This is a genomic window from Methylomonas sp. 2BW1-5-20, assembly GCF_052474515.1.
The window spans coordinates 2,658,058-2,682,720 of sequence record NZ_CP184127.1 but is presented as its reverse complement, the minus strand read 5'-3'; the positions used below and the strand labels follow the sequence as shown (position 1 = coordinate 2,682,720).

General features: G+C 50.5%; 22 protein-coding genes and 1 riboswitch. Of the genes, 16 read left to right on the top strand and 6 right to left on the bottom strand.

The features are described from left to right. Nucleotides 1-29 precede the first annotated feature (29 nt). From ACH50O_RS12295 to ylqF, 4 genes are all read right to left on the bottom strand, one after another. The gene (locus ACH50O_RS12295; protein ID WP_446808081.1) at nucleotides 30-869 is read right to left on the bottom strand and encodes a DUF4465 domain-containing protein; all 840 of its coding nucleotides are present in this window, start codon (nucleotides 867-869) and stop codon (nucleotides 30-32) included. Between the two features lie 30 nt (nucleotides 870-899). Continuing rightward, nucleotides 900-1,676, bottom strand: coding sequence for a VPLPA-CTERM sorting domain-containing protein (locus ACH50O_RS12290; RefSeq protein WP_446808080.1), 777 nt, complete (start codon nucleotides 1,674-1,676; stop codon nucleotides 900-902). After that, a complete protein-coding gene (locus ACH50O_RS12285) occupies nucleotides 1,673-3,829 on the bottom strand; it encodes a TonB-dependent receptor (RefSeq protein ID WP_446808079.1) in 2,157 nt (718 codons plus the stop codon). Before ACH50O_RS12285 ends, ACH50O_RS12290 begins: the two co-directional genes overlap by 4 nt. A gap of 313 nt (nucleotides 3,830-4,142) precedes the next feature. Further along, nucleotides 4,143-4,361, bottom strand: a riboswitch (cobalamin riboswitch). A 267-nt stretch (nucleotides 4,362-4,628) separates the two neighbouring features. Continuing rightward, nucleotides 4,629-5,546: a ribosome biogenesis GTPase YlqF gene (gene ylqF / locus ACH50O_RS12280; protein WP_446808078.1), complete on the bottom strand. Its 918-nt coding sequence runs from the start codon at nucleotides 5,544-5,546 to the stop codon at nucleotides 4,629-4,631. A gap of 255 nt (nucleotides 5,547-5,801) precedes the next feature. On the opposite strand from ylqF, the gene gap reads away from it, so the two are divergent. Together gap and pyk are read left to right on the top strand one after the other, a co-directional pair. Continuing rightward, complete coding sequence (gap, locus tag ACH50O_RS12275; protein WP_415878816.1) at nucleotides 5,802-6,815, top strand: type I glyceraldehyde-3-phosphate dehydrogenase; 1,014 nt, start codon at nucleotides 5,802-5,804, stop codon at nucleotides 6,813-6,815. A gap of 8 nt (nucleotides 6,816-6,823) precedes the next feature. Beyond that, complete coding sequence (gene pyk / locus ACH50O_RS12270) at nucleotides 6,824-8,257, top strand: pyruvate kinase (RefSeq protein ID WP_446808077.1); 1,434 nt, start codon at nucleotides 6,824-6,826, stop codon at nucleotides 8,255-8,257. A 76-nt stretch (nucleotides 8,258-8,333) separates the two neighbouring features. Here the strand turns inward: pyk and uvrD are convergent, their stop codons facing one another. Continuing rightward, nucleotides 8,334-10,499, bottom strand: a complete 2,166-nt coding sequence (gene uvrD / locus ACH50O_RS12265; protein WP_446808076.1) for a DNA helicase II — start codon at nucleotides 10,497-10,499, stop codon at nucleotides 8,334-8,336. 102 nt (nucleotides 10,500-10,601) lie between these two features. Here uvrD and ACH50O_RS12260 point away from each other — a divergent pair, with 102 nt between their 5' ends. Next, nucleotides 10,602-10,835 (top strand): YgaP family membrane protein, encoded by a 234-nt coding sequence (locus tag ACH50O_RS12260; protein ID WP_446808075.1) that lies wholly within the window; start codon nucleotides 10,602-10,604, stop codon nucleotides 10,833-10,835. 63 nt (nucleotides 10,836-10,898) lie between these two features. Here ACH50O_RS12260 and ACH50O_RS12255 read toward each other — a convergent pair whose 3' ends face one another. Beyond that, nucleotides 10,899-11,339 (bottom strand): FxsA family protein, encoded by a 441-nt coding sequence (locus ACH50O_RS12255; RefSeq protein ID WP_446808074.1) that lies wholly within the window; start codon nucleotides 11,337-11,339, stop codon nucleotides 10,899-10,901. A 72-nt stretch (nucleotides 11,340-11,411) separates the two neighbouring features. Between ACH50O_RS12255 and cutA the strand changes: the two genes are divergently transcribed. The 13 genes from cutA to fcl all read left to right on the top strand — a co-directional run bounded on the left by cutA (nucleotide 11,412) and on the right by fcl (nucleotide 24,319). Next, nucleotides 11,412-11,729 (top strand): divalent-cation tolerance protein CutA, encoded by a 318-nt coding sequence (gene cutA, locus ACH50O_RS12250; protein ID WP_446808073.1) that lies wholly within the window; start codon nucleotides 11,412-11,414, stop codon nucleotides 11,727-11,729. After that, entirely contained in the window at nucleotides 11,711-13,930 is a 2,220-nt protein-coding gene (locus ACH50O_RS12245) for a protein-disulfide reductase DsbD (protein ID WP_446808072.1), read from the top strand. Before cutA ends, ACH50O_RS12245 begins: the two co-directional genes overlap by 19 nt. Continuing rightward, on the top strand, nucleotides 13,927-14,454 hold the full coding sequence (locus tag ACH50O_RS12240; RefSeq protein ID WP_446808071.1) for a TlpA family protein disulfide reductase: 528 nt from the start codon (nucleotides 13,927-13,929) through the stop codon (nucleotides 14,452-14,454). The genes ACH50O_RS12245 and ACH50O_RS12240 overlap by 4 nt, the downstream gene beginning before the upstream one ends. Nucleotides 14,455-14,566: 112 nt before the next feature. Continuing rightward, nucleotides 14,567-15,028 (top strand): type II 3-dehydroquinate dehydratase, encoded by a 462-nt coding sequence (gene aroQ, locus ACH50O_RS12235; RefSeq protein ID WP_446808070.1) that lies wholly within the window; start codon nucleotides 14,567-14,569, stop codon nucleotides 15,026-15,028. After that, nucleotides 15,018-15,452: an acetyl-CoA carboxylase biotin carboxyl carrier protein gene (accB, locus tag ACH50O_RS12230; RefSeq protein WP_446808069.1), complete on the top strand. Its 435-nt coding sequence runs from the start codon at nucleotides 15,018-15,020 to the stop codon at nucleotides 15,450-15,452. Before aroQ ends, accB begins: the two co-directional genes overlap by 11 nt. 19 nt (nucleotides 15,453-15,471) lie before the next feature. Beyond that, the gene (gene accC, locus ACH50O_RS12225) at nucleotides 15,472-16,815 is read left to right on the top strand and encodes an acetyl-CoA carboxylase biotin carboxylase subunit (protein ID WP_446808068.1); all 1,344 of its coding nucleotides are present in this window, start codon (nucleotides 15,472-15,474) and stop codon (nucleotides 16,813-16,815) included. 65 nt (nucleotides 16,816-16,880) lie between these two features. Next, nucleotides 16,881-17,765, top strand: coding sequence for a 50S ribosomal protein L11 methyltransferase (prmA, locus tag ACH50O_RS12220; protein WP_446808067.1), 885 nt, complete (start codon nucleotides 16,881-16,883; stop codon nucleotides 17,763-17,765). After that, on the top strand, nucleotides 17,746-18,411 hold the full coding sequence (locus tag ACH50O_RS12215) for a zinc-ribbon and DUF3426 domain-containing protein (RefSeq protein ID WP_446808066.1): 666 nt from the start codon (nucleotides 17,746-17,748) through the stop codon (nucleotides 18,409-18,411). The genes prmA and ACH50O_RS12215 overlap by 20 nt, the downstream gene beginning before the upstream one ends. 6 nt (nucleotides 18,412-18,417) lie before the next feature. Then, nucleotides 18,418-19,614: a class I SAM-dependent rRNA methyltransferase gene (locus tag ACH50O_RS12210; protein WP_446808065.1), complete on the top strand. Its 1,197-nt coding sequence runs from the start codon at nucleotides 18,418-18,420 to the stop codon at nucleotides 19,612-19,614. A 178-nt stretch (nucleotides 19,615-19,792) separates the two neighbouring features. After that, nucleotides 19,793-20,320 carry a hypothetical protein gene (locus ACH50O_RS12205; protein WP_446808064.1) on the top strand — a complete coding sequence of 176 codons (528 nt, stop codon included), beginning with the start codon at nucleotides 19,793-19,795 and terminating at the stop codon, nucleotides 20,318-20,320. A 207-nt stretch (nucleotides 20,321-20,527) separates the two neighbouring features. Continuing rightward, nucleotides 20,528-22,138 carry a VPLPA-CTERM-specific exosortase XrtD gene (gene xrtD, locus ACH50O_RS12200; RefSeq protein ID WP_446808063.1) on the top strand — a complete coding sequence of 537 codons (1,611 nt, stop codon included), beginning with the start codon at nucleotides 20,528-20,530 and terminating at the stop codon, nucleotides 22,136-22,138. A gap of 80 nt (nucleotides 22,139-22,218) precedes the next feature. Next, nucleotides 22,219-23,340, top strand: coding sequence for a GDP-mannose 4,6-dehydratase (gene gmd, locus ACH50O_RS12195; protein WP_446808062.1), 1,122 nt, complete (start codon nucleotides 22,219-22,221; stop codon nucleotides 23,338-23,340). Nucleotides 23,341-23,344: 4 nt separating this feature from the next. Beyond that, nucleotides 23,345-24,319, top strand: a complete 975-nt coding sequence (fcl, locus tag ACH50O_RS12190; protein WP_446808061.1) for a GDP-L-fucose synthase — start codon at nucleotides 23,345-23,347, stop codon at nucleotides 24,317-24,319. Nucleotides 24,320-24,663 lie beyond the last annotated feature (344 nt).

Sequence of the window (24,663 nt, the reverse complement as noted above, 5' to 3'; positions counted from 1 at the left end):
GGGCAAACTTCCTTTGGAGTGTTTAAATATCAAATAAGCGCGGGATTTCTATGCACAGTCCCGCGGTTAAAGCCCAGAAAAGCCAGTAAACCAGTAATCATAAGCCAGATCGTTGCCGGCAACGGCACTGCGGTGACGGTCAAATCATCCATGGCGAAATATGCCGGGGTGTTCATGCCGAACAGGCCTGTATCCGACGATGATATGGCAAACTTCAGACCATCTATGGTACCCAATGAGGATAAATTGAGCCATTCCCAGCCATTGACAATGTAGTCCAGACTGTTATTGCTAGAGCGGTAATCCGCCAGATAGAAATCGATGGCTCCGGATTCAACACCACCACTCAGGCCGGAAACGGTCAACTTAAGCCAATCCGCATCATTACCGCTGGCGCCACCGAATTTTTTGGCAAAACTATCGCCGTTTAGCATGGACAGAGCCGTGTAGGTGGTATTCGTCAAATACAAACCATCTGCCTGCACGGGACCGGCAAAACTGATTTGCGCGGCATCACCCGAGAGATAGGCAATGCCAAAATTGCTGCCACTATGCGCTTGCCCGGTGTAGGCGCTATATTGATTTTCGAACCCCGGCGTGGTGTTGTCGGTCTGGTTGGAATAGGCCCAACCTGACCATGAGCTGACCCCGCCCCCCCAATCGGTCATTTGATTGGAGAATGTCGCTAGCCCTGAGTTAAAGCTACTGGCGTTCGGTTCGAACAAGGGGGCGGACGGGCTGGTCTCGCCCGCCCAATGACTGTTAGCCGCCAGGATTAAGTTGTCAAAATTGCTGGTAACGGCCGATTCAGCTGTACCGGATAATGTCAGCCCGATAACAGCGATGGGTAATATTAGGGTTTTCATCATTGCTTGTTCCTTTGGAAGTTAGAATACTATTTAAGGTCTTGCGGTGCGGCGGCGAATGCCGGCAAAACCCAGTAAGGCGCTGCCGAATAGCCACAGAGAGGCAGGTAATGGCACGGCAGCTACTTGGGCGTTAATGACGCCGATCGCATCAAGGTCGAAGCCCGCGCTGCCGGTGGTTTTATACGGGTCGTAAATTTTGTTACCCAAAGAATCGGTCTCGGTGCCGTTACCCAGCACATCAACAATACGAACATAACTAACGTTGTTTATATTCAGACCACTGATGCCGACCAATTCGGATAGATCGAAAGGGGTACCGTAGCCTTGACGGTATTTGCCGGCAAGGCCGTAAATATTGGTTGGATCAACAGCACCAAATGCACTAACTGCTGCCGGGGTGTAAGAATAATTGTTGAAGCGATAAAAATTAGTGCCGTCGGAAGACACTTCCACAAAGCCTAATTCCAGAAAGGTGTCGCTAAAAGAGTTTTCGAATACGGCAAAATCGTTGCCGGCGCCGTTGATGATTGGACGATCAAAGGTCAGCGTGATACTGCCGCCATTGCCTAGCGAAACAATATCGAAGGAATCGCCGACCGCTTGACCAATCGCCTTTTGCGGTGTTGCGAAGCTGGTAGTCAAATCGGTGCCCCGGATATAATTGGTCCAACCGCTGGCCCATTCCGTAAATAGCGGACTGTTTTTACTGATGGCTGTTGAGCCGTTTTGTCCGGCCGCCGGCGCAAAAGGTCCGGCATGGGCATTGGCCGCAAAAAGAAATGCGGATGCGGCGAGAAGTTTCTTCATGGTTTATCTCCTGTGGATGGGAAGGTGTATGTCAGTCCGACATAAGCTTGTCGTCCTGGCATGGGATAGAAGGCGCCGCCATAAGCGGACGTTTCATAAAAGCTGTTAAACAGATTGCTGATGCCGGCGAAAATCTCCGCCCCGCCGATTTGGTAGAACGCTTTCAGATCGACTTTTTGATAAGCCTTGAGTTTTGGTTCTTGAACGTCAGCCGAGAGATTGGCGCCGTTATTGCGGGCGCCGACATACTCCGCCGATACGCTCAAACTGAAACGGGATGTAGCATGCCAAAGCGCACCGACCTGGCCTTTCAGTGCCGGAACCAGCGGCATGCGCAACCCGCTACTTTGGAAGCGGGCATCGATATAACCGAAGTTACCTGACAAGGTCACGGCATCGGCAGGATGAAATCGCCCTGTCAATTCCAAGCCGTGCCTTAATGTGGCGTTTTCATAGTTTCTGTTGACGTTGCTGTCGAAATAAATCTCCTTGTCAGTTGCCATCCGAAACAAGGCCAGCGACACTTCGTTGCCGTCCTGACTGCGCAAGCGCATGCCGGTTTCCCAGTTATTGCCGTGTTGCGGCTGAATATCCGGCGCACTTAATACCAGTTCCTCCGGATTCGGATTACGGTAGCTGTGGTTATAGCTGCCATACCAGATCAAGCTATCGTTGATGTTCCAGGTCAAGCCCATATCGGTCGCAAAGCTGCGCCAATCATCGTGGCTGCGATTTAGATTCAGCCAGCGCGCATCACAGCCCAGTGGCTGGAAAGGAAAGACCGGCGCATAGCGGCAAACCAGATCGTATTTGTTCGCTTCGCGTTGCAGCGAGAAGGTGTCGCGCCGGTAACCGGCATTGAAAACCAGCGGAATCGGCAAGTACCAAGCGGTATTGATAAAACCACTCTGGTTATCGAATTCCGCCTGTTGGCGCATGCTTTGCGTGGGGATATTGTTGCCATTTTCGTGTCTGGCGACGGAACCGATACGGCGATAGTAGCCAAGCGTCCAATTTTGGCTGATTGGGCCGATATCCAGGTTAAATTGATGCCGCAGATCCAGCTCGCGATGATCGAAGGCATTGCGCCAGGGATTAACCGAACTCTGGTCCGGCGACCAATAATTGGTGGTTTCATAGGGATTATCCCGGTAACGGTAAGCCAATTTCAGCCGCGTCGTTCCTGCTTTGCCCCAATCCAGCGACCCGCCGACGTCGCCGGCGTAGTCGTGGGTTTTGCCGCCGCCATAAGGCGTGGATGCCTTGCGGCGCAGCGTTGCGTCATGGATGGCATTCAAGTCAACCGGGCCGGCCAAGCCGTACTCGTCGTCATGCATGCGGAAATTGGCTTGTAATTCGCTAGCCTGATTGAATTGATAGCTGGCTTTGGCGCTCAGCTGATTTTTGTCCAGAAATGTATTTTCCCGGTAGCCTTGCGTTTGGTAATGCGCGGCATTCAACGACGTGCGTATCGAATCGGTAGCCAACGCCGCATTGAGACGCGAATCGAAGGTATCGTAGCTGCCGTAGCTGTTATAGATTTCCGCTTTGGTTTTGCCCGCTTTGCGGGTAACGATATTGACCACACCGCCGGTCGCGCCATCGCCATAAAGCACCCCGCCACCGCCGCGAATGACTTCGATACGCTCTATTTGGCCCAAACTCAAGGTCGAAAAATCAGCGCCCGACAGGTCGGGCGCATTCAGTCTTACACCATCGACCAGTATCAAGACGTTGCTGGAAAAGCTATCGCCCATACCACGAATATCAATGCCGCCGTATTTGTCGTCACCGGTAAAGCTGCGCAGACTGATGTTGGCTTCGCGGGACAACAGATCGATCAACGAATTACTGGGCGCATTCAAAATCGCCTGATGGTCAATAACGGTGATGCTTTTAGGTTGTTGTAATACCGTGTCCGAGGTCCCGTAAACGGTCACTTCTGATAAGGGCTGAGGTTGATCTCTGATGGTGTCGCAAAGCGCCAGTTGGCTGATCGCTAACGCTGCGACCAGACAAATGCCGGCAGGCCAGCTCGACGCGTTACGGCGGGAGGCCTGGCTGACAAAACGCCGCTGAGCGCAAGCTGAAAACGTAGGCGATGGGTGGTCACGGGATAATATGCTCCCGTGGCGCAGTGCGCTGTTATTCACGATAATTGCCTGGTAAAGCTAGCAGCGGAGCAAAGGCAAAACCGACTGAACCGGTGTCGCGTTCGCTTGAAGTATCGAGGGGGGAAGTAGTTGAAGTTGGGTTAAACGACAAATAGCGTTACAGGCTATATAGCCAGCCGCACAAAACGCCAAGTAAGAAATGCGTGAATCTTCGGGGTAAGCCGAAGCGAGGGAAACCGTAAACATAAAATTCCTCAGCGCCCGCCGCGCATGGGTTAAAAACCGAGAGAGGAATTGGATGTACGAAAAAGGCAGAGACGGCTCCGACCGTTTCGTAAACAGCCCTCCGCTGTCTCGAACGATCTTCCAGGCCAGTCTCCGGGCTTATAAGCGGCTTATCGCCTGAGCCACGGCCTTCCCATGCACAAGTGCACAGTGGCATATTCGTGGCCCTTTAACTTATCTACCGTTGCGGGGGCAGCGCCGGCTTTTGCATTGAGTGCATCACCGGCTTCCTGTTTAAGCGCGGGCGAAAATATTCACCCGCGGCACCAGAAAGAGTGAAAAGATTATAGGGATATAAGGATTGCGAAACAATAAATAAATCCGAAGAATACGGGTTAAGGTTTTGGAATCAAGCATATAGCTGAACTGTCAGGCAGTTTTCAATTCAAGTGCGGTCATTCTCAACGGCAACTCAAGGACCCGCAATCGGCCGTTCAGGTCGAAACTGCGATCTGCCGTTTTCTAGTGTTCACCGGCTTTGAATCTGGAATATACAATCGGCAGCAGCGCTTAAATACCATCAGGTGACCGGGCGGCCTTGATTAGTCCCGGTTTAATCTTGTCGAGTCCCGCGCCGTTTTGCCGCTTTCTTGGCTTCTTTTTCTTCACGAATCGCCGTCAACTCTACTAGTTCCGCTTCTATCATCTCCGGCGTTTCCAAGGTGATCTGGCCCAGCGTACCGCTACGGAATTCGTTCAGCAGCAGTTTGGCGGCCTTGTCCAATTCGACCACGCCGCCACTGCGTAGGCAGCCGCGTTTGGCGCCGATGGCTTGCAGCAATGTCATCGCCTCGCCGGGTAGTTCCGCCAGCCGGTAACGGGTTTTTAGATTCTCCGGGTAGGCGGTGGTCAGGTATTCCAGGGCATATAGCGCAATGTCGTCGTGTTGAAAGGCGGTGTCCTTGATCGCGCCGGTCACCGCCAGCCGATAACCGCTGTGGCGGTTTTCCACGTTGGGCCAGAGTACGCCCGGCGTATCGGACAGTACGATGTTGTTGCCTAGATTGATGCGCTGCTGTTGTTTGGTGACAGCGGGTTCGTTGCCGGTTTTGGCGATGGTGCGGCCGGCCAGCACGTTAATAATCGTGGATTTTCCGACGTTGGGGATACCCATGATCATGGTGCGGATGACTTTGTTGGCGGCGGTTTTCTCCGGCAGCATCTTCGCGCACAAGTCGATAATCTGTTTGATTTTTTCCGGCTGCTGGGTGGTGACGGCCAGGGTTTTTACCGCCTGTTCCCGTTCCAGATAGGTTTGCCAGGCTTTAGTCAGTTCCGGGTCCGCCAGGTCGGTTTTGCTGAGTACGCGGATGGTAGGCTTGTCGCCGCGCAAAGCAGCCAGCATCGGATTTTGACTGCTGTAAGGAATCCGGGCGTCGAGAATTTCGATCAATAAATCGATGTCGGGCAAGGCGTATTTGATCTCCTTGCTGGCTTTGTGCATATGGCCGGGATACCATTGGATTTGCATGTTTTGCGTCTCTATATCGGGATATGGCTTGGTATTGTACCGTACTCGGACTTTGCTATTTTTTGCCGGCTAACTGCTTTGCGTGTTGCCTGGGCTTTCCGATGAGGTTTTTGCCGGGTTAATTAGGTATTGGTGGGCCTAAGCGCGCGGTGACGGTAGACGCTGCTTGCGGGTTTTTGCTACAATCCAGTCTATTTTTGGTGCTTTTGGCACACCTCGACGCAAGTCTTTCACACTCATCCCGGAGAAAACTCTATGGCAATTAAAGTTGCAATTAACGGTTATGGTCGTATCGGTCGCAATGTCATGCGCGCTTTGTACGAATCAGGTCGCACCAACGAGATCCAAGTTGTTGCTATCAACGATTTGGGCGATTCCAAAACCAACGCACACTTGACCAAATACGACACCGTACATGGTAAATTCCCGTTTGATGTGTCTGTCGATGGCGATTACATTGTGATCAACGGCGACAAAATTCGCGTATTTGCTGAAAGAGATCCTGCTAAATTGCCTTGGGCTGAATTGGGTATTGATGTTGTGCACGAGTGCACCGGTTTTTTCACCAGCAAAGCTAAAGCTTCCGCGCACATTACTGCCGGTGCCAAAAAAGTCATTATCTCCGCTCCGGGCGGTAATGATGTCGATGCAACGATCGTTTATGGTGTTAACCATCAAACCCTGAAAGCATCCGACACTGTTATTTCCAATGCTTCTTGCACCACCAACTGCTTGGCGCCTTTAGTTAAACCTTTGATGGACTCCATCGGTGTCGATCACGGTTTGATGACCACCATTCACTCATACACCAACGACCAAGTATTGACCGACGTGTATCATAGTGACTTGCACCGTGCGCGTTCCGCTACGCAATCCATGATCCCAACCAAAACCGGTGCGGCTGCCGCGGTAGGTTTGGTGTTGCCGGAAATGAAAGGCAAACTGGATGGGTTCGCAATGCGCGTACCTACCATCAACGTGTCTGTTGTGGATTTGTGCTTCCAAGCATCACGTAACACCACTAAAGAAGAAATCGACGGCATTTTGCGTGAAGCGGCAGCGGGTCCTCTGAAAGGTATTCTGGCCATCAACGACGAGCCATTGGTGTCCATGGACTTTAATCACAACCCACATTCTTCAATCTACGAAGCTGGACTGACCAAAGTCACCGGCGGCAATTTCGTGAAAGTCCTGTCCTGGTACGACAACGAATGGGGTTTCTCAAACCGTATGCTCGATACCACGGTTGCTTTGTTCAACGCTAAATAAGGGTTTACATGCTGTTACGTAGAACGAAAATCCTGGCTACGCTGGGACCTGCCACGGACAAGCCCGGCGTACTCGAGGAATTGTTCGAGGCGGGCATTGATGTTGTCCGTTTGAATTTCTCGCACGGTTCGGCGCAGGATCACATTGATCGCGCCAACCGGGTCAGAGCAATCAGTAAACAAACCGGCCGCCGCGTCGGTATTCTGGCCGATTTGCAAGGTCCGAAAATCCGCATCGAGCGTTTCAAAGAGAATAAAGTCTGGCTGGAAGAAGGTCAGGACTTTGCCCTGGATATTAATCTGGGTAAATTGGATGGCGACAATACCCAAGTTGGTATTAGCTATGAGCCTTTGGCGCGCGAAGTAAAACCCGGTACCCGTCTGTTGTTGGACGATGGCCGGGTGGTGTTGGATGTGGTCGATGTGATCGACAATACCCGCGTCAATACCAAAGTCGTGGTGGGTGGCGATTTGTCGAACAATAAAGGTATCAACCTGTTGGGCGGCGGTTTGTCTGCGGCGGCTTTGACTGACAAAGATAAGGAAGACATCAAAACCATCGCGGTGATTCAAGCGGATTACGTGGCGATTTCCTTTCCGCGTACCGCCGACGATATGCATGAGGCCCGTGAGCTGTTGCAAGCAGCGGGTTCTTACGCGGGTTTGGTCGCCAAGGTAGAACGCGCGGAAGCGATGGACGTTATCGACGAAATCATCCTGGCGTCCGATGCGATCATGGTGGCCCGTGGCGACTTGGGTGTGGAAATCGGCGACGCCAATTTGCCCGCGGCGCAAAAACTGCTGATCCAGCGTTCGCGCGAACTGAATCGGGCCGTGATCACCGCGACACAGATGATGGAATCGATGATCGAAAATCCGATCCCGACCCGTGCGGAAGTGTTTGACGTGGCTAATGCGATTGTCGACGGTACCGATGCGATCATGTTGTCTGCGGAAACCGCATCCGGCAAGCATCCGGTGAAAACCGTACAAGCCATGGTGCGTATTTGCCTGGAGACCGAAAAGCAACCGAGTGTGACCAAATCCATGCACCGGATGACCGATAAGTTCTCGCGTATTGATGAGGCTATCGCGATGTCCGCGATGTACATGGCCAATCATACCGAAATTGCCGGTATTGCATCGCTGACCGAGTCGGGTTCTACACCGCTGTGGATGTCCAGAATCAGCTCCAATATCCCTATCTTCGCGTTCAGCAGTTGCGAACGTACGTTGGGCCGGGTGACTCTGTACAAAGGTGTGTTCCCAATTCCGTTTGCCAAGGAAAAGATGGAATCATCGAGCGTGACTCAAAGCCTGATTAAGGCCTTGAAAGCGCGCGGAGTGGTGAAACCGGGGGATGCGCTGATTCGTACCAAAGGCGACTTGACCGGGGCCAGCGGCGGTACCAATTCGTTGAAAGTCATCACCGTCACCGACTAATTTTTCTAGTCGGCTTGCTTTGTTTCGCGGCGTTCGGTTTATCCGAACGCCGCGTTACCTATCCAAATGATCTAAGTTATGCGGCATCCAGCTTGGCGTAAGCCAGCATCAGCCATTTGATGCCGGCGTTGCGGAAATTGATCTGCACCCTTTCTTGCTCGCCTTCGCCTTCCATTTGCAGTACCACGCCTTCGCCGAATTTTTCGTGTCTGACCGGCTGGCCCAGTTTGTAAGTGCCCTTGCTGCCCAGGCTTTTTGTTTGCGGTACGCTATTAGTAGCCGGTCGGCTGACATTGGCGCGTAATCTGATTTCCTGAATCGACTCCTGCGGCAGCTCGCGCAAAAACCGCGAGGCGCGCGGATAACTGTCCTTGCCGTACAGGCGCCTGGATTCGGCGTGCGTCAGATACAGTTGTTGCATCGCCCGGGTAATGCCGACGTAGCACAGGCGGCGTTCTTCCTGTAAGCGGCCTGCGTCGTCCAAGGCTTGTTGCGAAGGGAATAGGCCTTCTTCCAGGCCCACCAAAAATACTAGCTTGAATTCCAAACCTTTGGCTGAATGTAAAGTCATTAATTGCACGCAATCTTCATCTACCTCGCCTTGCATTTCGCCGGCTTCCAATGCCGCATGCGCTAAAAACATGTCCAGTTCGCCCATGTTCTCGGCGTTTTCGCTATCGTAATCGAACAAGCGCGCGGCGTTGACCAGCTCCTCCAGATTCTCTACCCGCGCTTCCCCCTTGTCTTGTTTTTCTTTCTTATAAAGTTCGATCAGGCCGCTGGTTTCGACGACTTGTTTGACCGTTTCGTGCAGACTCAAATCCTTGGTAGTTTCGCCGAGCGCAATGACTAGGTTTAAAAAGCCACGCAGGGCGTTGGCGGCGCGCGCCGATAACTGATTTTGTTCCAGCATCGCCAAGGCGGCTTGCCAGAGTGACAACTGCTGTTCACGGGCCAGAATGCGCATGTCGTCCAGGGTCTTCGCGCCGATGCCGCGAGTTGGCGTGTTGACGACCCGTTCGAACGACGGGTCGTCGTGCGGATTGGTGGATAGGCGTAGATAGGCGAGAGCGTTTTTGATTTCCATGCGCTCGAAAAAGCGCAGGCCGCCGTAAACTCGATAGGGCGTGGCGGTGGTCATCAAGCGTTCTTCGAATTGCCGGGACTGAGCATTGGAGCGATATAGAATCGCGGTGTCGCTGCGCAAACCGCCGTCTTTCACCCATTGCCGAATTTTCTCGACCACGAAATACGCTTCGTCTTGCTCGTTGAATGCCGAGTACAGGGAAATGGCCTGGCCTTCGCCGGCGTCGGTCCATAATTCCTTGCCCATCCGGTTGTCGTTATTGGCGATCAGGGTGTTGGCCGCTTTCAGGATATGGCCGCTGGATCGGTAGTTTTGCTCCAGGCGGACGATGCCATGCTCCGGATAGTGCTTTTGGAAATTGAAGATGTTTTCGATTTTGGCTCCGCGCCAGCCGTAAATCGATTGGTCGTCGTCGCCGACCACGAACAGATTGTTGTTGCCTTCGGTAAGCAGGCGTAGCCAGGCGTATTGAATGGTGTTGGTGTCCTGGAATTCGTCGACATGGACTTGTTGAAAGCGTTGCTTGTAAAACGCCAGCAAATCTTCGTTATCGCGCAGCAATTCATGGGCTCTGAGCAGCAACTCGGCAAAATCCACCAGGCCGGAGCGTTGGCACACTTCTTCGTAAGCCAGATAAACCTGTTTCATCTGCCGGTTATAAAAGTCGCCGTTGTCCTGCATGTGTTTCGCGCGGATGCCTTCGTCTTTTTGCGCATTGATAAACCATTGCGCCTGCTTCGGCGGCCATTTACTGTCGTCCAGATTCAGGTTCTTCATCAGCCGTTTGATGATGCGCAATTGGTCGTCGCTATCCATCACTTGAAAGGTTTCCGGCAGATTGGCTTGCTTGGCGTGTTGCCGCAACAAACGGTGGGCCAGACCGTGGAAGGTGCCTATCCACATGGCGCGGGCCGGCGTCTCGAGTAAGTCCTCGATTCGGCTGCGCATTTCGCTGGCGGCTTTATTGGTAAATGTAACGGCCAGAATATTGTAAGGCGAAATGTGATTCACCTGGATATGCCAGGCGATGCGGTGAACCAGCACCCGTGTTTTGCCGCTGCCAGCGCCGGCCAGCACCAGCATGGCTTGCATCGGCGCGGAAACCGCCAGGCGTTGGTCGTCGTTTAAAGCGGTGATGATAGAAGAGACGTCCATTTTTTATAACTTGCAGATTTTGAAGAGCTGTGTATATTTGCTTGCCTTTTAAGGGAAAGCCTTGCGTCGGGACTAATAACTACAACACAGAGAGGATTGGAAATGAGCTTCGATTATAAACGTTTGATCAAATTTGAGCACAACATCGGCGAGAAAGATAAGAAAGTCCGGATGGTTTCAGGTGTGGTGTTGCTGAGCGTTTCGCTATTTACCGCCAGCATATTGATGTTGTTGGTTGGCTTGGCCTTGGTTGCGACCAGTTATTCCGGTTGGTGCCCCGCATATTCCAGCATGGATAAAAACACCCTGGGTAGCAATGCGGCTTCCGAGGGCTAATCAGCCTTAGTTGCTGGCCCCGAATCCGCGATTCCGGCGCGGATTCGGATTCAAGAGACTTTGTTAATCTTGTTTGTTGTATTCGCCTTCGATAATAGTCTGCGAATTGCGCGCCTGTTGAAATACCGAGCCCACCTGGGTTTGCAGTAAATGGTGCTCGATAATGTACTGAGCAATCTTTCTGCGTAAGGTTGGGATTAGGCAAGCGAAGCCGAGCATGTCGGTGAAGAATCCCGGTGTCAACAACAGCGCGCCGCCTACCAGCAATATTGGTCCTTCGATCATTTCATACGCCGGAATTTCGCCTTGCGCCAATGCCGATTGGAAGCGCTGCCAGGTGGCGAAGCCTTGGCGCCGTAGCAACCACGCTCCCAATACAGCGGTAAAGACCACCAATAAAATAGTCGGGAAGGCGCCGATCAGGCCTCCGACTTGCAATAACACGTAAATTTCCACAAACGGCACGATCAAAAAAGCGATAAACAGAATTTGCATGGTTTTCATGGTGAGCTCGGTTGCGGTAAAAAGCCGCTAATACTAAGAGCATCTTGTTGCAAATTCCAGGATAATATCGCGATGTATCAATTGATTCTTTGTACCTGTCCGGACGCCGAGGTTGCCGATAAGCTTGCCGGCACGTTGATAACCCAAAAACTGGCTGCCTGCGTGAATATATTGCCCGGCGTGCGCTCCGTTTACGAATGGCAGGGCGAAGTCGAAATATCGCAGGAACAATTACTGCTCATCAAAAGTCATCAAGACCGCTATGCGGCCATTGAAGCGACGCTGCAAAGCCTGCATCCCTACCAACTCCCGGAAATTATTGCGGTCGCGATAGAAAACGGCTCGCCGGATTATTTGAAATGGATAAACTCATGCCTTGGCATAGACTGATTTTATTGTGTTTGTTGGCCGTTTTTTTGCGCACTGCGGCGGCGCTGGATGGTCAGGATTTTTTACCGCCGGAGCAGGCATTCAAATTAACGGCCACAGCCGAAACCGCCGATAAAGTCGAATTGCACTGGCGGATAGTGGAGGGGTATCACCTTTATCGCGATAAAACCAAGTTTCAGTCGCAAACCGAAACGATTCAACTCGGCCAGGCGAATATGCCGGAAGGGATTAGCGAGCACGATCCAAGTTTGGGTGAAGTGGTGGTGTACCGGAACGGGCTCGATGTGGTGTTGCCGCTGATTAATCAAAACCACGAAACGCAATTAAAACTGTTGGTTAAGTACCAAGGCTGCGCGGACGCCGGTGTTTGTTATCCGCCGCAAAAGGTGCTGCTGGATGTGGCCTTGCCGTCCTCACCGCCTATCGTAAATGGCAATGCGCTTAATCAGTTTGTCAAAGGATTGAAGGGCTTGACACCCGGTTTGTTTTCCGACGAATTATTGCCGCCGGACCAGGCGTTTCAGTTTTTCGCCGCCTTGAAAGACCCGCATACCGTGCAAGCGACTTGGCAAATTGCCGAGGGTTATTATCTTTATAAAGATAAGCTGTCGCTCAATGTGGCGGGGGTGACGCAGACGCACTTAACGCCTTTGCAACTTCCGGAAGGTGCTGCGTACCACGATGCGGAATTCGGGCAGGTGCAAATCTACCGTAATCAAGTTAGCGTGGATATTACGTTGGTCCGCGAAGGTACGGCCGCTGAAACCATCAGGCTGCTGGCAAAATTTCAAGGTTGTGCCGACCGTGGCGTCTGCTATCCGCCGATGCAATCCGAGGTGAGTCTTGATTTGCCGGTAGCGGATACCTTGCCGCAAACCAAACCGGTAGTGTCTACGGAGTTGTCGGAGCAGGACAAAATCGTCAATGCCCTGCGGCACGACAGTTTGGCACTGACCTTATTCAGTTTCTTCGGATTTGGTTTGTTACTGGCGTTCACGCCCTGCGTGTTTCCGATGATTCCCATCTTGTCGGGCATCATCGTCGGCCACGGCGACCGAATCGGCACCCGCAAGGCCTTCTTGCTGTCCTTGAGTTATGTGTTTGCGTCGGCCTTGATGTACACCGTATTCGGCGTATTGGCCGCATTGTTCGGCAGCAACCTGCAGGCGACATTCCAAGAGCCGTGGGTGATAGCGGTATTTTCGGGCTTGTTCGTGGTGTTGTCGCTGTCGATGTTCGGTTTTTATCACCTGGAATTGCCGAAGTCGTTGCAAGCGGTTTTGCATAACTCCAGCGATAAGCATCGCGACGGCTCCTATCTCGGAGCGGGTATCATGGGGGCCTTATCGTCCTTGATCGTCGGGCCTTGCGTGGCCGCTCCGCTGGCGGCAGCGTTGATTTATATCGGCCAAACCGGCGATGTGGTGTTGGGCGGTTCGGCTTTATTCGTGATGGCTATGGGTATGGGCGCGCCGCTATTACTGTTGGGGGCGTCGGCCGGCAAACTGCTGCCCAAAGCCGGCGATTGGCTAAACGCCACTAAGGCGGTATTCGGCGTGGCAATGTTGGCCGTGGCGGTGTGGATGCTGTCGCGTATCTTGCCGGCCGCGGTGGCGATGTTTTTGTGGGCCTTGCTGTTGGTTATCCCGGCTATCTTTCTCGGGGCGATCGACTCCCTGCCGGAATCGGCCTCCGGTTGGCGCAAACTATGGAAGGGATTGGGCATCATTCTGCTGGTGTTCGGTATCTTACAGCTGATTGGTTTGAGTGCCGGTAACAGCAATCCATTACAACCGCTGCAGGGCATGACTTTGAATGCGCAAGCACAAGCAGTGCAGGAGGGACTCGATTTTCAACGGGTGGCTTCGGTTGCGGAATTGGATCAGCGTATTCGGCAGGCATCGGCCAGCGGCAAATCGGTGATGCTGGATTTCTACGCCGACTGGTGCATTTCCTGTAAAGAAATGGAGGCTTATACCTTCACCGATCCGCAGATAAAGCGACAATTGGCCGATTTTGTCGTGCTGCAAGCCGATGTGACGGCGAATAACGATGCCGACAAAGCTTTGTTGAAACGCTTCGATCTGATCGGGCCGCCGGGCATTATTTTCTGGGGCGCGGATGGTCGGGAACGGACCGCACAACGTGTGATCGGCTATCAGGATGCCGCTACTTTTCTAAAAACTTTGCAACAATTATGAATAAGAAAATTTTACCGATCATTGTCTGTATTGCCATCGTCGCGCTAGGCGGCGGTTTGTTTGCCAGGCAATATTTTGTCGGCGCTGAAACTGTCCAGCCGGTTCCACAATTGAATTTCAGCTTGCCCGACCTGGCGGACAAACCGCAGTCGGTCACTCAGTGGCAAGGCAAAATCTTAATTATCAATTTTTGGGCAACCTGGTGTCCGCCCTGCTTGAAGGAAATTCCCGAGTTCATCAAGCTTCAGGACGAATATAAAGACAAAGGGCTGCAATTTGTCGGTATAGCGATTGAGGACAAACAGCCGGTGGAAGATTACTTAAAGCGGATCAAGATCAATTATCCCGTGTTGATCGGGGGCGAAGGTGCGACGATGTTGGCCCAGCAGTTGGGTAACGTGATCAATACCGTGCCGTTCACTGTAATCGTTAATCAACAAGGGCAAATCGTGCATCATCAGTTAGGCGAATTGACGCGAGAGAAAGTGTTGGAAGTGATTGAACCGTTATTGACGGTAAAATAACTGAAAAGTCGATAAAACGATGCCTAATGATGTGAAAAGCAGTTTATCTGGACAAAAACCTACAAATTAGGCAGAATTCCTGTTTTATTTAGCATTTTGTTCAGCACCGGCAATGGCAAACCTCACCGTTCTCAATGGACCCAATTTAAATTTGTTAGGTGTTCGAGAGCCGGGGTTATACGGCAGTAAGACATTGCAGACCATTCAGCAGGGAATGGAACAATTGGCCCAATCGCTTGGACATCAATTGAGTTTTCTGCAAAGTAATGCCGAGCACGAAATTATTGAGCAAATACATCAAGCGTATCGGCAGGGCGTCGATTTTATCATTATCAATCCCGCCGCATTTACCCATACCAGCGTGGCTATTCGCGATGCCTTGCTGGCAACCAAGATTGCATTCATTGAAGTACATTTATCGAACGTGCATGCCCGTGAGCCTTTCAGAAGACATTCGTATTTTTCGGATATCGCCGTTGGCGTTATCTGCGGATTGGGGGCGAACGGTTACGAATTGGCTTTACAAGCCGCTCATCAGATATTAATAGAGAGAACTCAGAACAATGGATATTAGAAAAATAAAAAAACTGATTGATCTTATCGAGGAATCGGATATTGCTGAAATAGAGATTCGCGAAGGCGAAGAGTCTGTAAAAATCAGCCGATATTCAGCGGCGGCTCCCGTGCAATATGCTGCGCCTGTTGCCGCTCCCGTTGCGGCTGCGGCAGTGGTCGCGGCGGCTCCGGTTGAAGAAAAAGTCAGCGGCCATGTGGTTAAGTCGCCGATGGTTGGTACTTTTTACCGCTCGGCTTCGCCCGGCTCGGCAGCGTTTGTCGAGATAGGTCAGTCGGTTAGCAACGGTCAAACTTTGTGCATTATCGAGGCGATGAAAATTCTCAACCAGATCGAAGCCGATAAAAGCGGCAAAATCAAACAAATCCTGGTTGAAAACGGCCATCCGGTCGAATACGGCCAACCTTTGTTTATCATCGAATAACCGACAAAGGGGCTCGACTATGTTTGAGAAAATTGTTATCGCCAATCGCGGCGAGATTGCATTGCGCATTTTGCGGGCGTGCCGTGAGTTGGGTATTAAGACCGTGGCCGTCTATTCAGAAGCGGACCGCGACTTAAAACACGTACGATTGGCCGACGAAGCGGTTTGTATCGGGCCTGCCGCATCTGCCGGCAGTTATTTAAATATCCCGGCGATTATCAGTGCGGCCGAAGTCACGGACGCCGAGGCGATCCATCCCGGTTACGGCTTTTTATCCGAAAACGCCGATTTCTCCGAAAAAGTCAGTCAAAGCGGTTTCGTGTTTATCGGGCCGAGACCCGAAACAATCCGCATGATGGGCGATAAAATCGCCGCGAAAAAAGCCATGCAGGCGGCAGGTATCCCTTGCGTGCCGGGTAATGGCGACCCGTTGGGTGAAGATGAAGAAACCAACCTGAAAATGGCGCGGGAAATTGGTTATCCGGTCATTATCAAGGCTGCCGGCGGTGGCGGCGGTCGTGGTATGCGCACTGTACATACCGAAAGTGCCTTGCTCAATGCGATTGCAATGACCAAGGCCGAGGCGGGTACCGCGTTCGGCAATAGCACTGTCTACATGGAAAAGTTTCTGGAAGATCCGAGGCATATCGAGTTTCAGGTATTGGCCGACTCACACGGTAACGCGATACATCTGGGGGAACGCGATTGCTCCATGCAGCGCCGCCATCAAAAAGTCGTCGAAGAAGCGCCTGCGCCGGGTATTACCGAAGAACAGCGTAAACAGATGGGAGAGCGTTGCGCGCTGGCTTGCCGGGAAATCGGTTATCTAGGCGCGGGGACCTTTGAATTTTTGTATGAGAAAGGTCACTTTTATTTCATTGAAATGAATACGCGGGTGCAGGTTGAGCATCCGGTGACCGAGATGATTACCGGTTTTGATATAGTAAAGGAACAGCTGCGCATTGCTGCCGGCGAGCCTTTATCGATCACGCAAGAACAGGTGAAGTTTACCGGCCATGCGATCGAATGCAGGTTGAATGCCGAGGATCCGAAAACCTTTATGCCTAGCCCCGGCGTTATCGATCAATTCCATATGCCGGGCGGTCCGGGTATCCGTTGCGAAACCCATATTTACAACGGCTATAAAGTGCCGCCGTACTACGATTCCATGATAGGTAAACTCATTGCGCACGGTGACGATAGGGCCAGCGCGATAGCCCGGATGAAAACTGCGCTAAGCGAAATGGTGATAGACGGGATTAAAACCAATATACCGTTGCAGCAAAGCATCATGGCTGACGCGGCATTCGCTCAGGGTGGGCAAAATATCCATTATCTGGAAAAGAAATTGGGCATTCATTAAACAGCTTGGGAAGTATTGGTTCGAACATGGCGTCAGTCCTTCCCAACTAGCATTCTTTGATCAATATGGCTTGGCATCAGCTTTCCGTCATCACCGACGAATCCACCGCTCCCGAGGTGTCCGAATTTTTTAGCGAACTGGGCGCGGTTTCGGTGACTTACAGCGATGCCGAAGATGAGCCGGTTTATGAGCCGGCTATCGATCAAACCAAAATCTGGACCCGTACCCGGGTTACCGCCTTATTTGAACTCGATACCGATCCCGATATCGTGCATACCTTGCTATTTAATGAATTCGTCGGTCAGCCTTTACAGGAATGGTCGGCCGAAGTTTTGCAGGATCAGGCTTGGGAGCGGGCGTGGATGGAGCATTTTCAGGCAATGAAATTTGCCGATCGCCTGTGGATTTGTCCCAGTGGTCAGGAGCGGCACGAACCCAATACGGTTTGTATGACCTTGGATCCGGGATTGGCGTTCGGCACCGGTACCCATCCAACCACGGCGTTGTGTTTGGAATGGTTGGCTGGCAACGATATTCAGGATAAGGTAGTAATCGATTACGGCTGCGGTTCGGGTATTCTTGCCGTGGCAGCGCTGCTGTTGGGGGCTAAGTACGCACACGCAGTTGATATTGATCCGCAAGCGTTGACTGCCAGCCAATATAATGCCGAAAAAAATCAAGTTCAAGAACGGATAAGTTACTATTTACCGGAGATATTTTCGGCTTTTCCGGCCGACGTGGTGGTTGCCAATATTCTCGCCAAACCGTTGATCGAGCTGGCAGCGAATATTTCGGCCTTGGTGAGGCCGGGCGGAAGACTGATTTTGTCAGGGATTTTGAATGAACAGGCTGAGTCGGTAGCCGCCGCCTATCGGGCTCGGGGATTAGCGGTAGCCGCGCCGGTCAGTCAGGAGGACTGGTGCCGATTGGATGCTTATAAACCTGGTTGAATGGATGTACAGCCGTTGTCCGCATTGCGATAAACAACACAGACTTACCGTCAAGCAATTACGGCAGCAACGCGGATTGTTAATTTGTTCGGCATGCGGTGAATACTTCGATGGCTTGCGTTTTCTTAGCGATCACAAAGGCAAATTAGCCGAAGATAGCACCACTCATTTCCTGGAAAAGGGAACAACGCGGCAACAGACTTCGGCGGTTTGGCTGAGCGCAAGCGTGGTGATGTTGTCGCTATTGGCGGCACAAGTTATTTATTTCGAGGGTTACCGTTTATGCATGCAGTCGCAGCTTAGAACGGCGCTGGAAAAACTATGTGCGGCGGTGGCTTGTCAATTACCCATTTATAAAAAGCTGGATGATTTGACCGTTACACACGGCGCCTTGCATCTCCAGGCAAATCGCAGTTATTTGTTTACGGCGGCACTAAGTAACCAGTCCCCATTTTCTCAGGCAGCACCGAATTTGAAGCTGACGTTGTTGAACTTTAATGGGCAACCGACAGCTGAGCGCGTGTTTTCAGCCCCCCAATTTCTGGTGGGATCGGCCACATTGGCTGCCGAACAGACTGTCGAAATTCATCTGAATTTTGTTGCGCCCAACTTAGCTGTTGGCGGCTATATCCTTACCTTACTTTAAAACATCATGAGCTACCCGGAACTCTTTCTGAAAAAAAACGAAGACAAACGTCTGCGGCAGGGACATTTGTGGGTGTTCAGTAACGAGGTGGATATTCAACGCAGTCCGTTGGAGCAATTCACGGCCGGTGACGTAGTCGTTGTCCATGAAGCAGGTGGGAAAGCCTTGGGTATAGCCTATCTGAATCCGCATGCCTTGATTTGCGCTCGGATGCTGACGCGCAAAACCAATGTCAAAATCGGCGAAAGTTTTTTTAAATCGCGTTTGAGTCAAGCTTTGAGTTTGCGCGAGCGCTTGTTCGACAAGCCTTATTATCGTCTGGTGTTTGGCGAGAGCGATGGTCTGCCGGGATTGGTGATAGACCGCTTCGGCTCGGTGCTTTCCGTACAAATCACCACGGCCGGGATAGAAAAATACAAGGAAGTGCTGGTTAAGGTGTTATTGGAACTCGTGGCACCTAGCGCTATTTTGTTGAAAAACGACAACAGCCAGCGCCAGTTGGAAAATCTGTCCTTGGAACCTGAGCTGGTTTACGGCGCGTTGCCAGAGCAGTTGCTGATCGAAGAAAACAATGTGCGCTTTTTGGTGAATGTCGCCGAGGGTCAGAAAACCGGCTGGTTTTACGATCATCGCAACAGCAGGGCCCAATTTGCCCAATATGCCCGTGGCTTAAAAGTGCTGGATTTATTCAGCTACGCCGGTGCTTGGGGTATTCCGGCGGCAGCGGCCGGGGCTGTGGAAGTTTGCTGCGTGGATAGCTCGGAAAGTGCATTGGCTCTGGCGGCGGCCAGTGCCGAACTGAATCGGGTGCAAGATAAAATGCAATTTGTGCGTAGCGATGTCTTCGAATTTTTGAAACTGGCGCGTGAACAGCAACAACATTACGATATGATTGTACTCGATCCGCCCGCCCTGATTAAACGCAAGAAAGATTTTAAGGCCGGATATGAAGCGTATCGGCGTCTGAATCATTTGGCGCTGCAAGTTTTGTCCAACAATGGGATTTTGGTGTCGGCGTCTTGCTCGCATCATCTAAGCAGAGATAATCTGCATGAGATTTTGCGTTCGTCCGCGCGCCACATCGATCGGCATTTGGTGTTTTTCGGCAGTGGCGGGCAAGGGCCTGATCATCCGATTCATCCTGCCTTACCCGAAACCGACTATCTGAAAACCTATTTTTGTGCCGTATCCAGCCGGTTATAGGAATCATGGCGGATTCCAAGCCTAAGTGCGGTCTGTGTAGTCAACCGGTATTGATTAAGGGATTTGAGCTCAATACCCTGCTGGGTCAAAAAAAATTCTGTTGCGAAGGTTGTCGCAGCATTTTTCAATTGCTTAATAGTGAGCAAATAATAATAACTACTCCAGAGGAGAAACAAACATGAAAGCCTGCGAATCTTGTGCAGACCGCGTCAATATCGGTTGTCACCATAAACAGATGCCGGTGTTATCGAGAGCTATCGGATTGCTGTTTATCTATTTGCCGATTTTGACTTTGCCTTTCGTGATTACCAGCGCCTATTTGACGTATTTCAGTTTGAAATTGGTCGGCGCCGAAAATGTTAAAAAATGGAGCGATTTTTTACCTGCCAGAGCAAGTCATCGATATGATTTGAAAAACCAGATTACGATGGACGGTTCGTTTAAATTCAGCATGGCGCAATCAAAATTGTTCTGGATTTTGAATTGCACCTGGTACTGCCCGGTGAGTGTCGGATTGTTCGAATGGCATGCTTATTTGGTAAAAGTGGTGGAAAACTGGTGGTGTCCGTTCACTCATGACCGTAAAAATAGCTATACCGACGGCGCGATTGACCAATCCTTTTGGCACATTTATCCGGAAGAAAAGGCCAAGCTGAATGAAGAAGATAAAAACAATCCGATTTTCACGGTCGATCCTGACGCTTAGCAACGTCAGCACCTTATGTCACTCGTCTTTAATATAGTCCGGTGATAATGGTGTGATAAGCTGGGGTTGCCCATTTAGTAAGAAAAACTGCTCATATCGGCTGGTATAGAAGTACGCAAGTCAAGCAAAGCGAAGTAGTAGTAAAGAGTTACAAGTCCTGCTGTTATGGGATGAGTTTTACATATCAATTCTTATTTTCGACACGGAATGAATACAGAGAATACGAACGCGAATGGCATATGGTCATTATGGGGTATAGCTTTTTTAGTGCTATGCGTGGTATTTCGGGACAGTCTCTTGGAAATGGCGACGACCTGGATGGACAAGGAGGAATACAGCCACGGTTTTTTTATACCGCTTATTACGGTTTATTTGTTATGGATGCGCCGGGGTGAACTGGCGTTAATACAAGGTTTTAAAGCCTCGCTTCCCGGTTTGGCCATTATCGGCGTAGGGCTGATACTGTTTATTCTCGGGGGGCTGGCAACTATAAAAACCCTGGAGCAATATGCGTTTCTGATCGTTTTGACCGGTCTGTTCGCCAGTGCGTTTGGTTTACATGGCCTGCGGATTGGGGCTGTGCCTTTGTTGTTTCTGATTTTCATGGTGCCGTTCCCAAACTTTATTCTGAATAATCTTTCCTCCAAATTGCAATTGATCTCCTCCTGGTTAGGTGTCGAATTCATTCGCGCTTGCGACATCATGGTGTATTTGGAAGGCAATGTTATTGATTTGGGCAGTTATAAGTTGCAGGTAGTCGATGCCTGTAGCGGTTTGCGGTATCTTTTTCCATTGGCGAGTCTGGCTTTTCTTTGCGCTTATCTGTTTAAGGGTCCGTTCTGGCAAAAACTGCTGATTTTCTTGTCATCCATGCCGCTGACTATTTTTATGAATAGTTTTCGGATAGGCGTTATCGGCGTGTTGGTCGATAACTGGGGCACCGAGATGGCGGAGGGTTTTCTGCACGATTTCGAAGGCTGGGCGGTGTTTTTGCTGTGCATGGTGCTGCTGTTTATCGAAATGTGGATTTTTAGTCGAATCAGTGGCAGAAAATTGGCGATGGGCGAATTGGTGCAAATTCCGGAAGAATGGGGGCATTCGGTTTCGCGTGTTGCCCCTGCTGTCGTATTGAACAAATCCGTATTCGCCGCCTTGCTTTTGCTGGGTATTGGCGCGGCTGCTTCCGAGATTTTTAAGGGGCGCGACGACATCGTGCCGGAACGCAAAGCGTTTCTAAACTTTCCGACTACATTGGGAAGTTGGCAGGGCCGTAACGATTACCTTACTCAGTTTTATCTAAATGAATTGAAATTAACTGACTATGTCATTATCAATTTCATTCAACCTGAAGCCCGCAGCAGTGTTAATTTTTACAGTGCTTATTACCAATCCCAACGTAAAGGTGCCGTTGTGCATTCGCCGCGCAGCTGTATTCCCGGTGACGGCTGGCAAATCAGCAGTTTCGAGCAACGAGAGATTCCGGATCTCCATGTGGATGGTCAGGCATTGCAAGTCAATCGAGCTATTATTCAAAAAGGCGAAAGCCGGCAATTGGTGTATTTTTGGTTTCACCAGCGTGGCCGGATGATAACCAACGAGTACATGGTGAAATGGTATTTGTTCTATGACGCCATTACGATGAACCGTACCGATGGTGCTTTGATCAGGTTAGTGACCCCCGTTGATAAGGTTGAGGATATCGCTGTCGCCGATCAGCGTTTACATCAGTTTTTAAAAGATTTGTTGCCGGAATTGCCGGCATATTTGCCGGGTAAAACTATTGTGCCCGTTGGATATTCGGCTGCGCCGGGCAAGTAAGTATGTGTCGGTGCTTTGGCTGCCTGACGACTTTGAAGCGGTTTTATGTCGAATTTGACTCAAATGTAAAGGAGCTGTAAATGAGTAGAAAAAAAGCGTTGATTACGGGCATTACCGGTCAAGATGGATCCTATCTTGCGGAGTTCCTGTTGGAGAAGGGCTATGAGGTTCATGGCATTAAACGGCGTTCATCTTTATTTAATACAGAGCGTGTCGATCATATTTATCAAGATCCACACATTACGGATCCGCAGTTTTTTCTGCATTATGGCGACTTGACCGATAGTTCTAACCTGACGCGGATTCTCAGTGAAATCCGCCCGGATGAAGTCTATAACTTGGGCGCGATGAGCCATGTTGCGGTATCGTTTGAGTCTCCCGAATATACTGCGGACGTTGATGCTATTGGTACTCTGCGGTTGTTGGAAGCGATTCGATTTCTGGGAATGGAGAAGACCACGCGTTTTTATCAGGCTTCAACCTCCGAGCTTTACGGCTTGGTACAAGAAATTCCACAAAAAGAGACTACGCCGTTTTATCCACGCTCTCCCTACGCGGTTGCCAAACTTTATGCCTATTGGATCACCGTAAATTATCGTGAAGCGTATGGTATGTATGCATGTAACGGTATTTTGTTCAATCATGAGTCACCACGTCGAGGTGAAACTTTCGTGACGCGTAAAATCACGCGTGGACTGAGCAATATCGCTATCGGTTTGGATAAGTGTCTTTATATGGGCAATATGGATTCGCTAAGGGATTGGGGGCATGCTAAGGATTATGTGCGGATGCAATGGATGATGTTGCAACAGGAAAAGCCCGAAGATTTTGTGATCGCTACAGGCGTGCAGTATTCGGTAAGAGAATTTATCGAACTGTCGGCCAAAGAACTTGGCGTGAGTATTCGCTGGGAAGGCACTGGCGTAGAGGAAAAAGGATATGTGGACGCGATAGAGGGCGATACGGCGCCGGGGATTGTTGTCGGTCAAAATATTGTTGCCATAGATTCACGCTATTTCAGACCGGCTGAGGTTGAAACCCTGCTGGGGGATCCAAGTAATGCCAAAAACAAATTAGGTTGGGTGCCGCAGATTACTTTGCAGGAAATGGTGGCCGAGATGGTTGCGCACGACCTTGAGCAAGCGCAGAAGCATGCTTTGCTAAAAAAACAGGGATACAACGTGGCGGTCAGTAGGGAGTAACGGTATGGTTGATAAGCAAGCAAAAATTTATCTGGCTGGTCATCGTGGCATGGTCGGATCGGCAATTTATCGGCAGTTAGTTGATGTCGGTTATGAAAACATAGTGGTTCGTACTCATGCCGAATTGGATTTGACCGATCAAGCGTCGGTGAAGCAATTCATGGAACAGGAGCGGCCGAGTCAGGTCATTCTGGCAGCTGCTAAAGTTGGCGGGATTCATGCCAATAATGAATATCCTGCCGAGTTTATCTACCAAAATTTAATGATGGAAGCCAATGTGATTCATCAGGCTTGGCAAGTAGGTTGCAAAAGTCTGTTGTTTTTGGGTAGTTCTTGTATTTATCCAAAATTCGCCGAGCAGCCTATGCAAGAAAGTGCACTGCTAACCGGGGTATTAGAGGCGACTAATGAGCCTTATGCAATTGCCAAGATTGCCGGAATCAAGTTGTGCGAGTCTTACAATCGTCAGTATGGGGTAGATTACCGCTCAGTAATGCCGACTAATTTATATGGGGAAAACGATAATTTTCATTTGGAAAATAGTCATGTTATTCCTGCATTGATTAGAAAATTTCACGACGCTAAGGTCAGTAACTCCCCAACTGTCAACGTTTGGGGGACAGGTAAGGCTATGCGCGAGTTTTTGCATGTCGAGGACATGGCTGCGGCTTGTCTGCATGTGATGGCTTTGAATAAAGCACAATATCAGTCATGCACTGAGCCTATGTTGTCGCATCTAAATGTTGGAACCGGTGAAGACGTAACGGTTCGTGAGTTGGCCGAAACAATCCAAGATGTAATTGGTTATACAGGGCAAATTAGCTGGGATAGTGCCAAGCCGGATGGTACGCCACGAAAATTGATGGATATTTCAAAGCTTAAATCTTTGGGGTGGCAGCCGAAAATAGGCTTGAAAGAGGGGCTTGATCGCACTTATCAATGGTTTCTCGAAAACCAAGGTCAGTTTAAAGCTCAATAGTATTTGCAGTATCGGCGCTCGCTCAAGGCGCAAAGCTTGTGGTCGAAAGTGGAAAATTTGCGCGGATAGAAATAATTTCTTGACGAGTAGTGATTGTATGATTAAAATGCACGGCTCTTCACTGCTCTGGCTTTTAAGTTTTAGCAGCGAGGCGGTCGGCATGGTTCGGCGGGTTTAAGGTTGTTGATTGGCAGGTTCGTTTTTGGTATTTCGGTTTTTTGAAATGGCTTAAAAATAAATTTGACAGAAACTGAAAACGCTGTAGAATATGTCGGCTCAACAGGGCGAAATGCTCTGGCTCTTTAACAAACTAAATCGAAATAATTTGTGTGGGTATGTGTAGC

Excerpts from the sequence above, each read along its gene's own strand:
- ACH50O_RS12295 (WP_446808081.1), bottom strand. The coding sequence starts at position 869 with ATGATGAAAACCCTAATATTACCCATCGCTGTTATCGGGCTGACATTA.
- ACH50O_RS12290 (WP_446808080.1), bottom strand. The coding sequence starts at position 1,676 with ATGAAGAAACTTCTCGCCGCATCCGCATTTCTTTTTGCGGCCAATGCC.
- ylqF (WP_446808078.1), bottom strand. The coding sequence starts at position 5,546 with ATGCAAATCCAATGGTATCCCGGCCATATGCACAAAGCCAGCAAGGAG.
- gap (WP_415878816.1), top strand. The coding sequence starts at position 5,802 with ATGGCAATTAAAGTTGCAATTAACGGTTATGGTCGTATCGGTCGCAAT.
- pyk (WP_446808077.1), top strand. The coding sequence starts at position 6,824 with ATGCTGTTACGTAGAACGAAAATCCTGGCTACGCTGGGACCTGCCACG.
- uvrD (WP_446808076.1), bottom strand. The coding sequence starts at position 10,499 with ATGGACGTCTCTTCTATCATCACCGCTTTAAACGACGACCAACGCCTG.
- ACH50O_RS12260 (WP_446808075.1), top strand. The coding sequence starts at position 10,602 with ATGAGCTTCGATTATAAACGTTTGATCAAATTTGAGCACAACATCGGC.
- ACH50O_RS12255 (WP_446808074.1), bottom strand. The coding sequence starts at position 11,339 with ATGAAAACCATGCAAATTCTGTTTATCGCTTTTTTGATCGTGCCGTTT.
- cutA (WP_446808073.1), top strand. The coding sequence starts at position 11,412 with ATGTATCAATTGATTCTTTGTACCTGTCCGGACGCCGAGGTTGCCGAT.
- ACH50O_RS12245 (WP_446808072.1), top strand. The coding sequence starts at position 11,711 with ATGCCTTGGCATAGACTGATTTTATTGTGTTTGTTGGCCGTTTTTTTG.
- ACH50O_RS12240 (WP_446808071.1), top strand. The coding sequence starts at position 13,927 with ATGAATAAGAAAATTTTACCGATCATTGTCTGTATTGCCATCGTCGCG.
- aroQ (WP_446808070.1), top strand. The coding sequence starts at position 14,567 with ATGGCAAACCTCACCGTTCTCAATGGACCCAATTTAAATTTGTTAGGT.
- accB (WP_446808069.1), top strand. The coding sequence starts at position 15,018 with ATGGATATTAGAAAAATAAAAAAACTGATTGATCTTATCGAGGAATCG.
- accC (WP_446808068.1), top strand. The coding sequence starts at position 15,472 with ATGTTTGAGAAAATTGTTATCGCCAATCGCGGCGAGATTGCATTGCGC.
- prmA (WP_446808067.1), top strand. The coding sequence starts at position 16,881 with ATGGCTTGGCATCAGCTTTCCGTCATCACCGACGAATCCACCGCTCCC.
- ACH50O_RS12215 (WP_446808066.1), top strand. The coding sequence starts at position 17,746 with ATGCTTATAAACCTGGTTGAATGGATGTACAGCCGTTGTCCGCATTGC.
- ACH50O_RS12210 (WP_446808065.1), top strand. The coding sequence starts at position 18,418 with ATGAGCTACCCGGAACTCTTTCTGAAAAAAAACGAAGACAAACGTCTG.
- ACH50O_RS12205 (WP_446808064.1), top strand. The coding sequence starts at position 19,793 with ATGAAAGCCTGCGAATCTTGTGCAGACCGCGTCAATATCGGTTGTCAC.
- xrtD (WP_446808063.1), top strand. The coding sequence starts at position 20,528 with ATGAATACAGAGAATACGAACGCGAATGGCATATGGTCATTATGGGGT.
- gmd (WP_446808062.1), top strand. The coding sequence starts at position 22,219 with ATGAGTAGAAAAAAAGCGTTGATTACGGGCATTACCGGTCAAGATGGA.
- fcl (WP_446808061.1), top strand. The coding sequence starts at position 23,345 with ATGGTTGATAAGCAAGCAAAAATTTATCTGGCTGGTCATCGTGGCATG.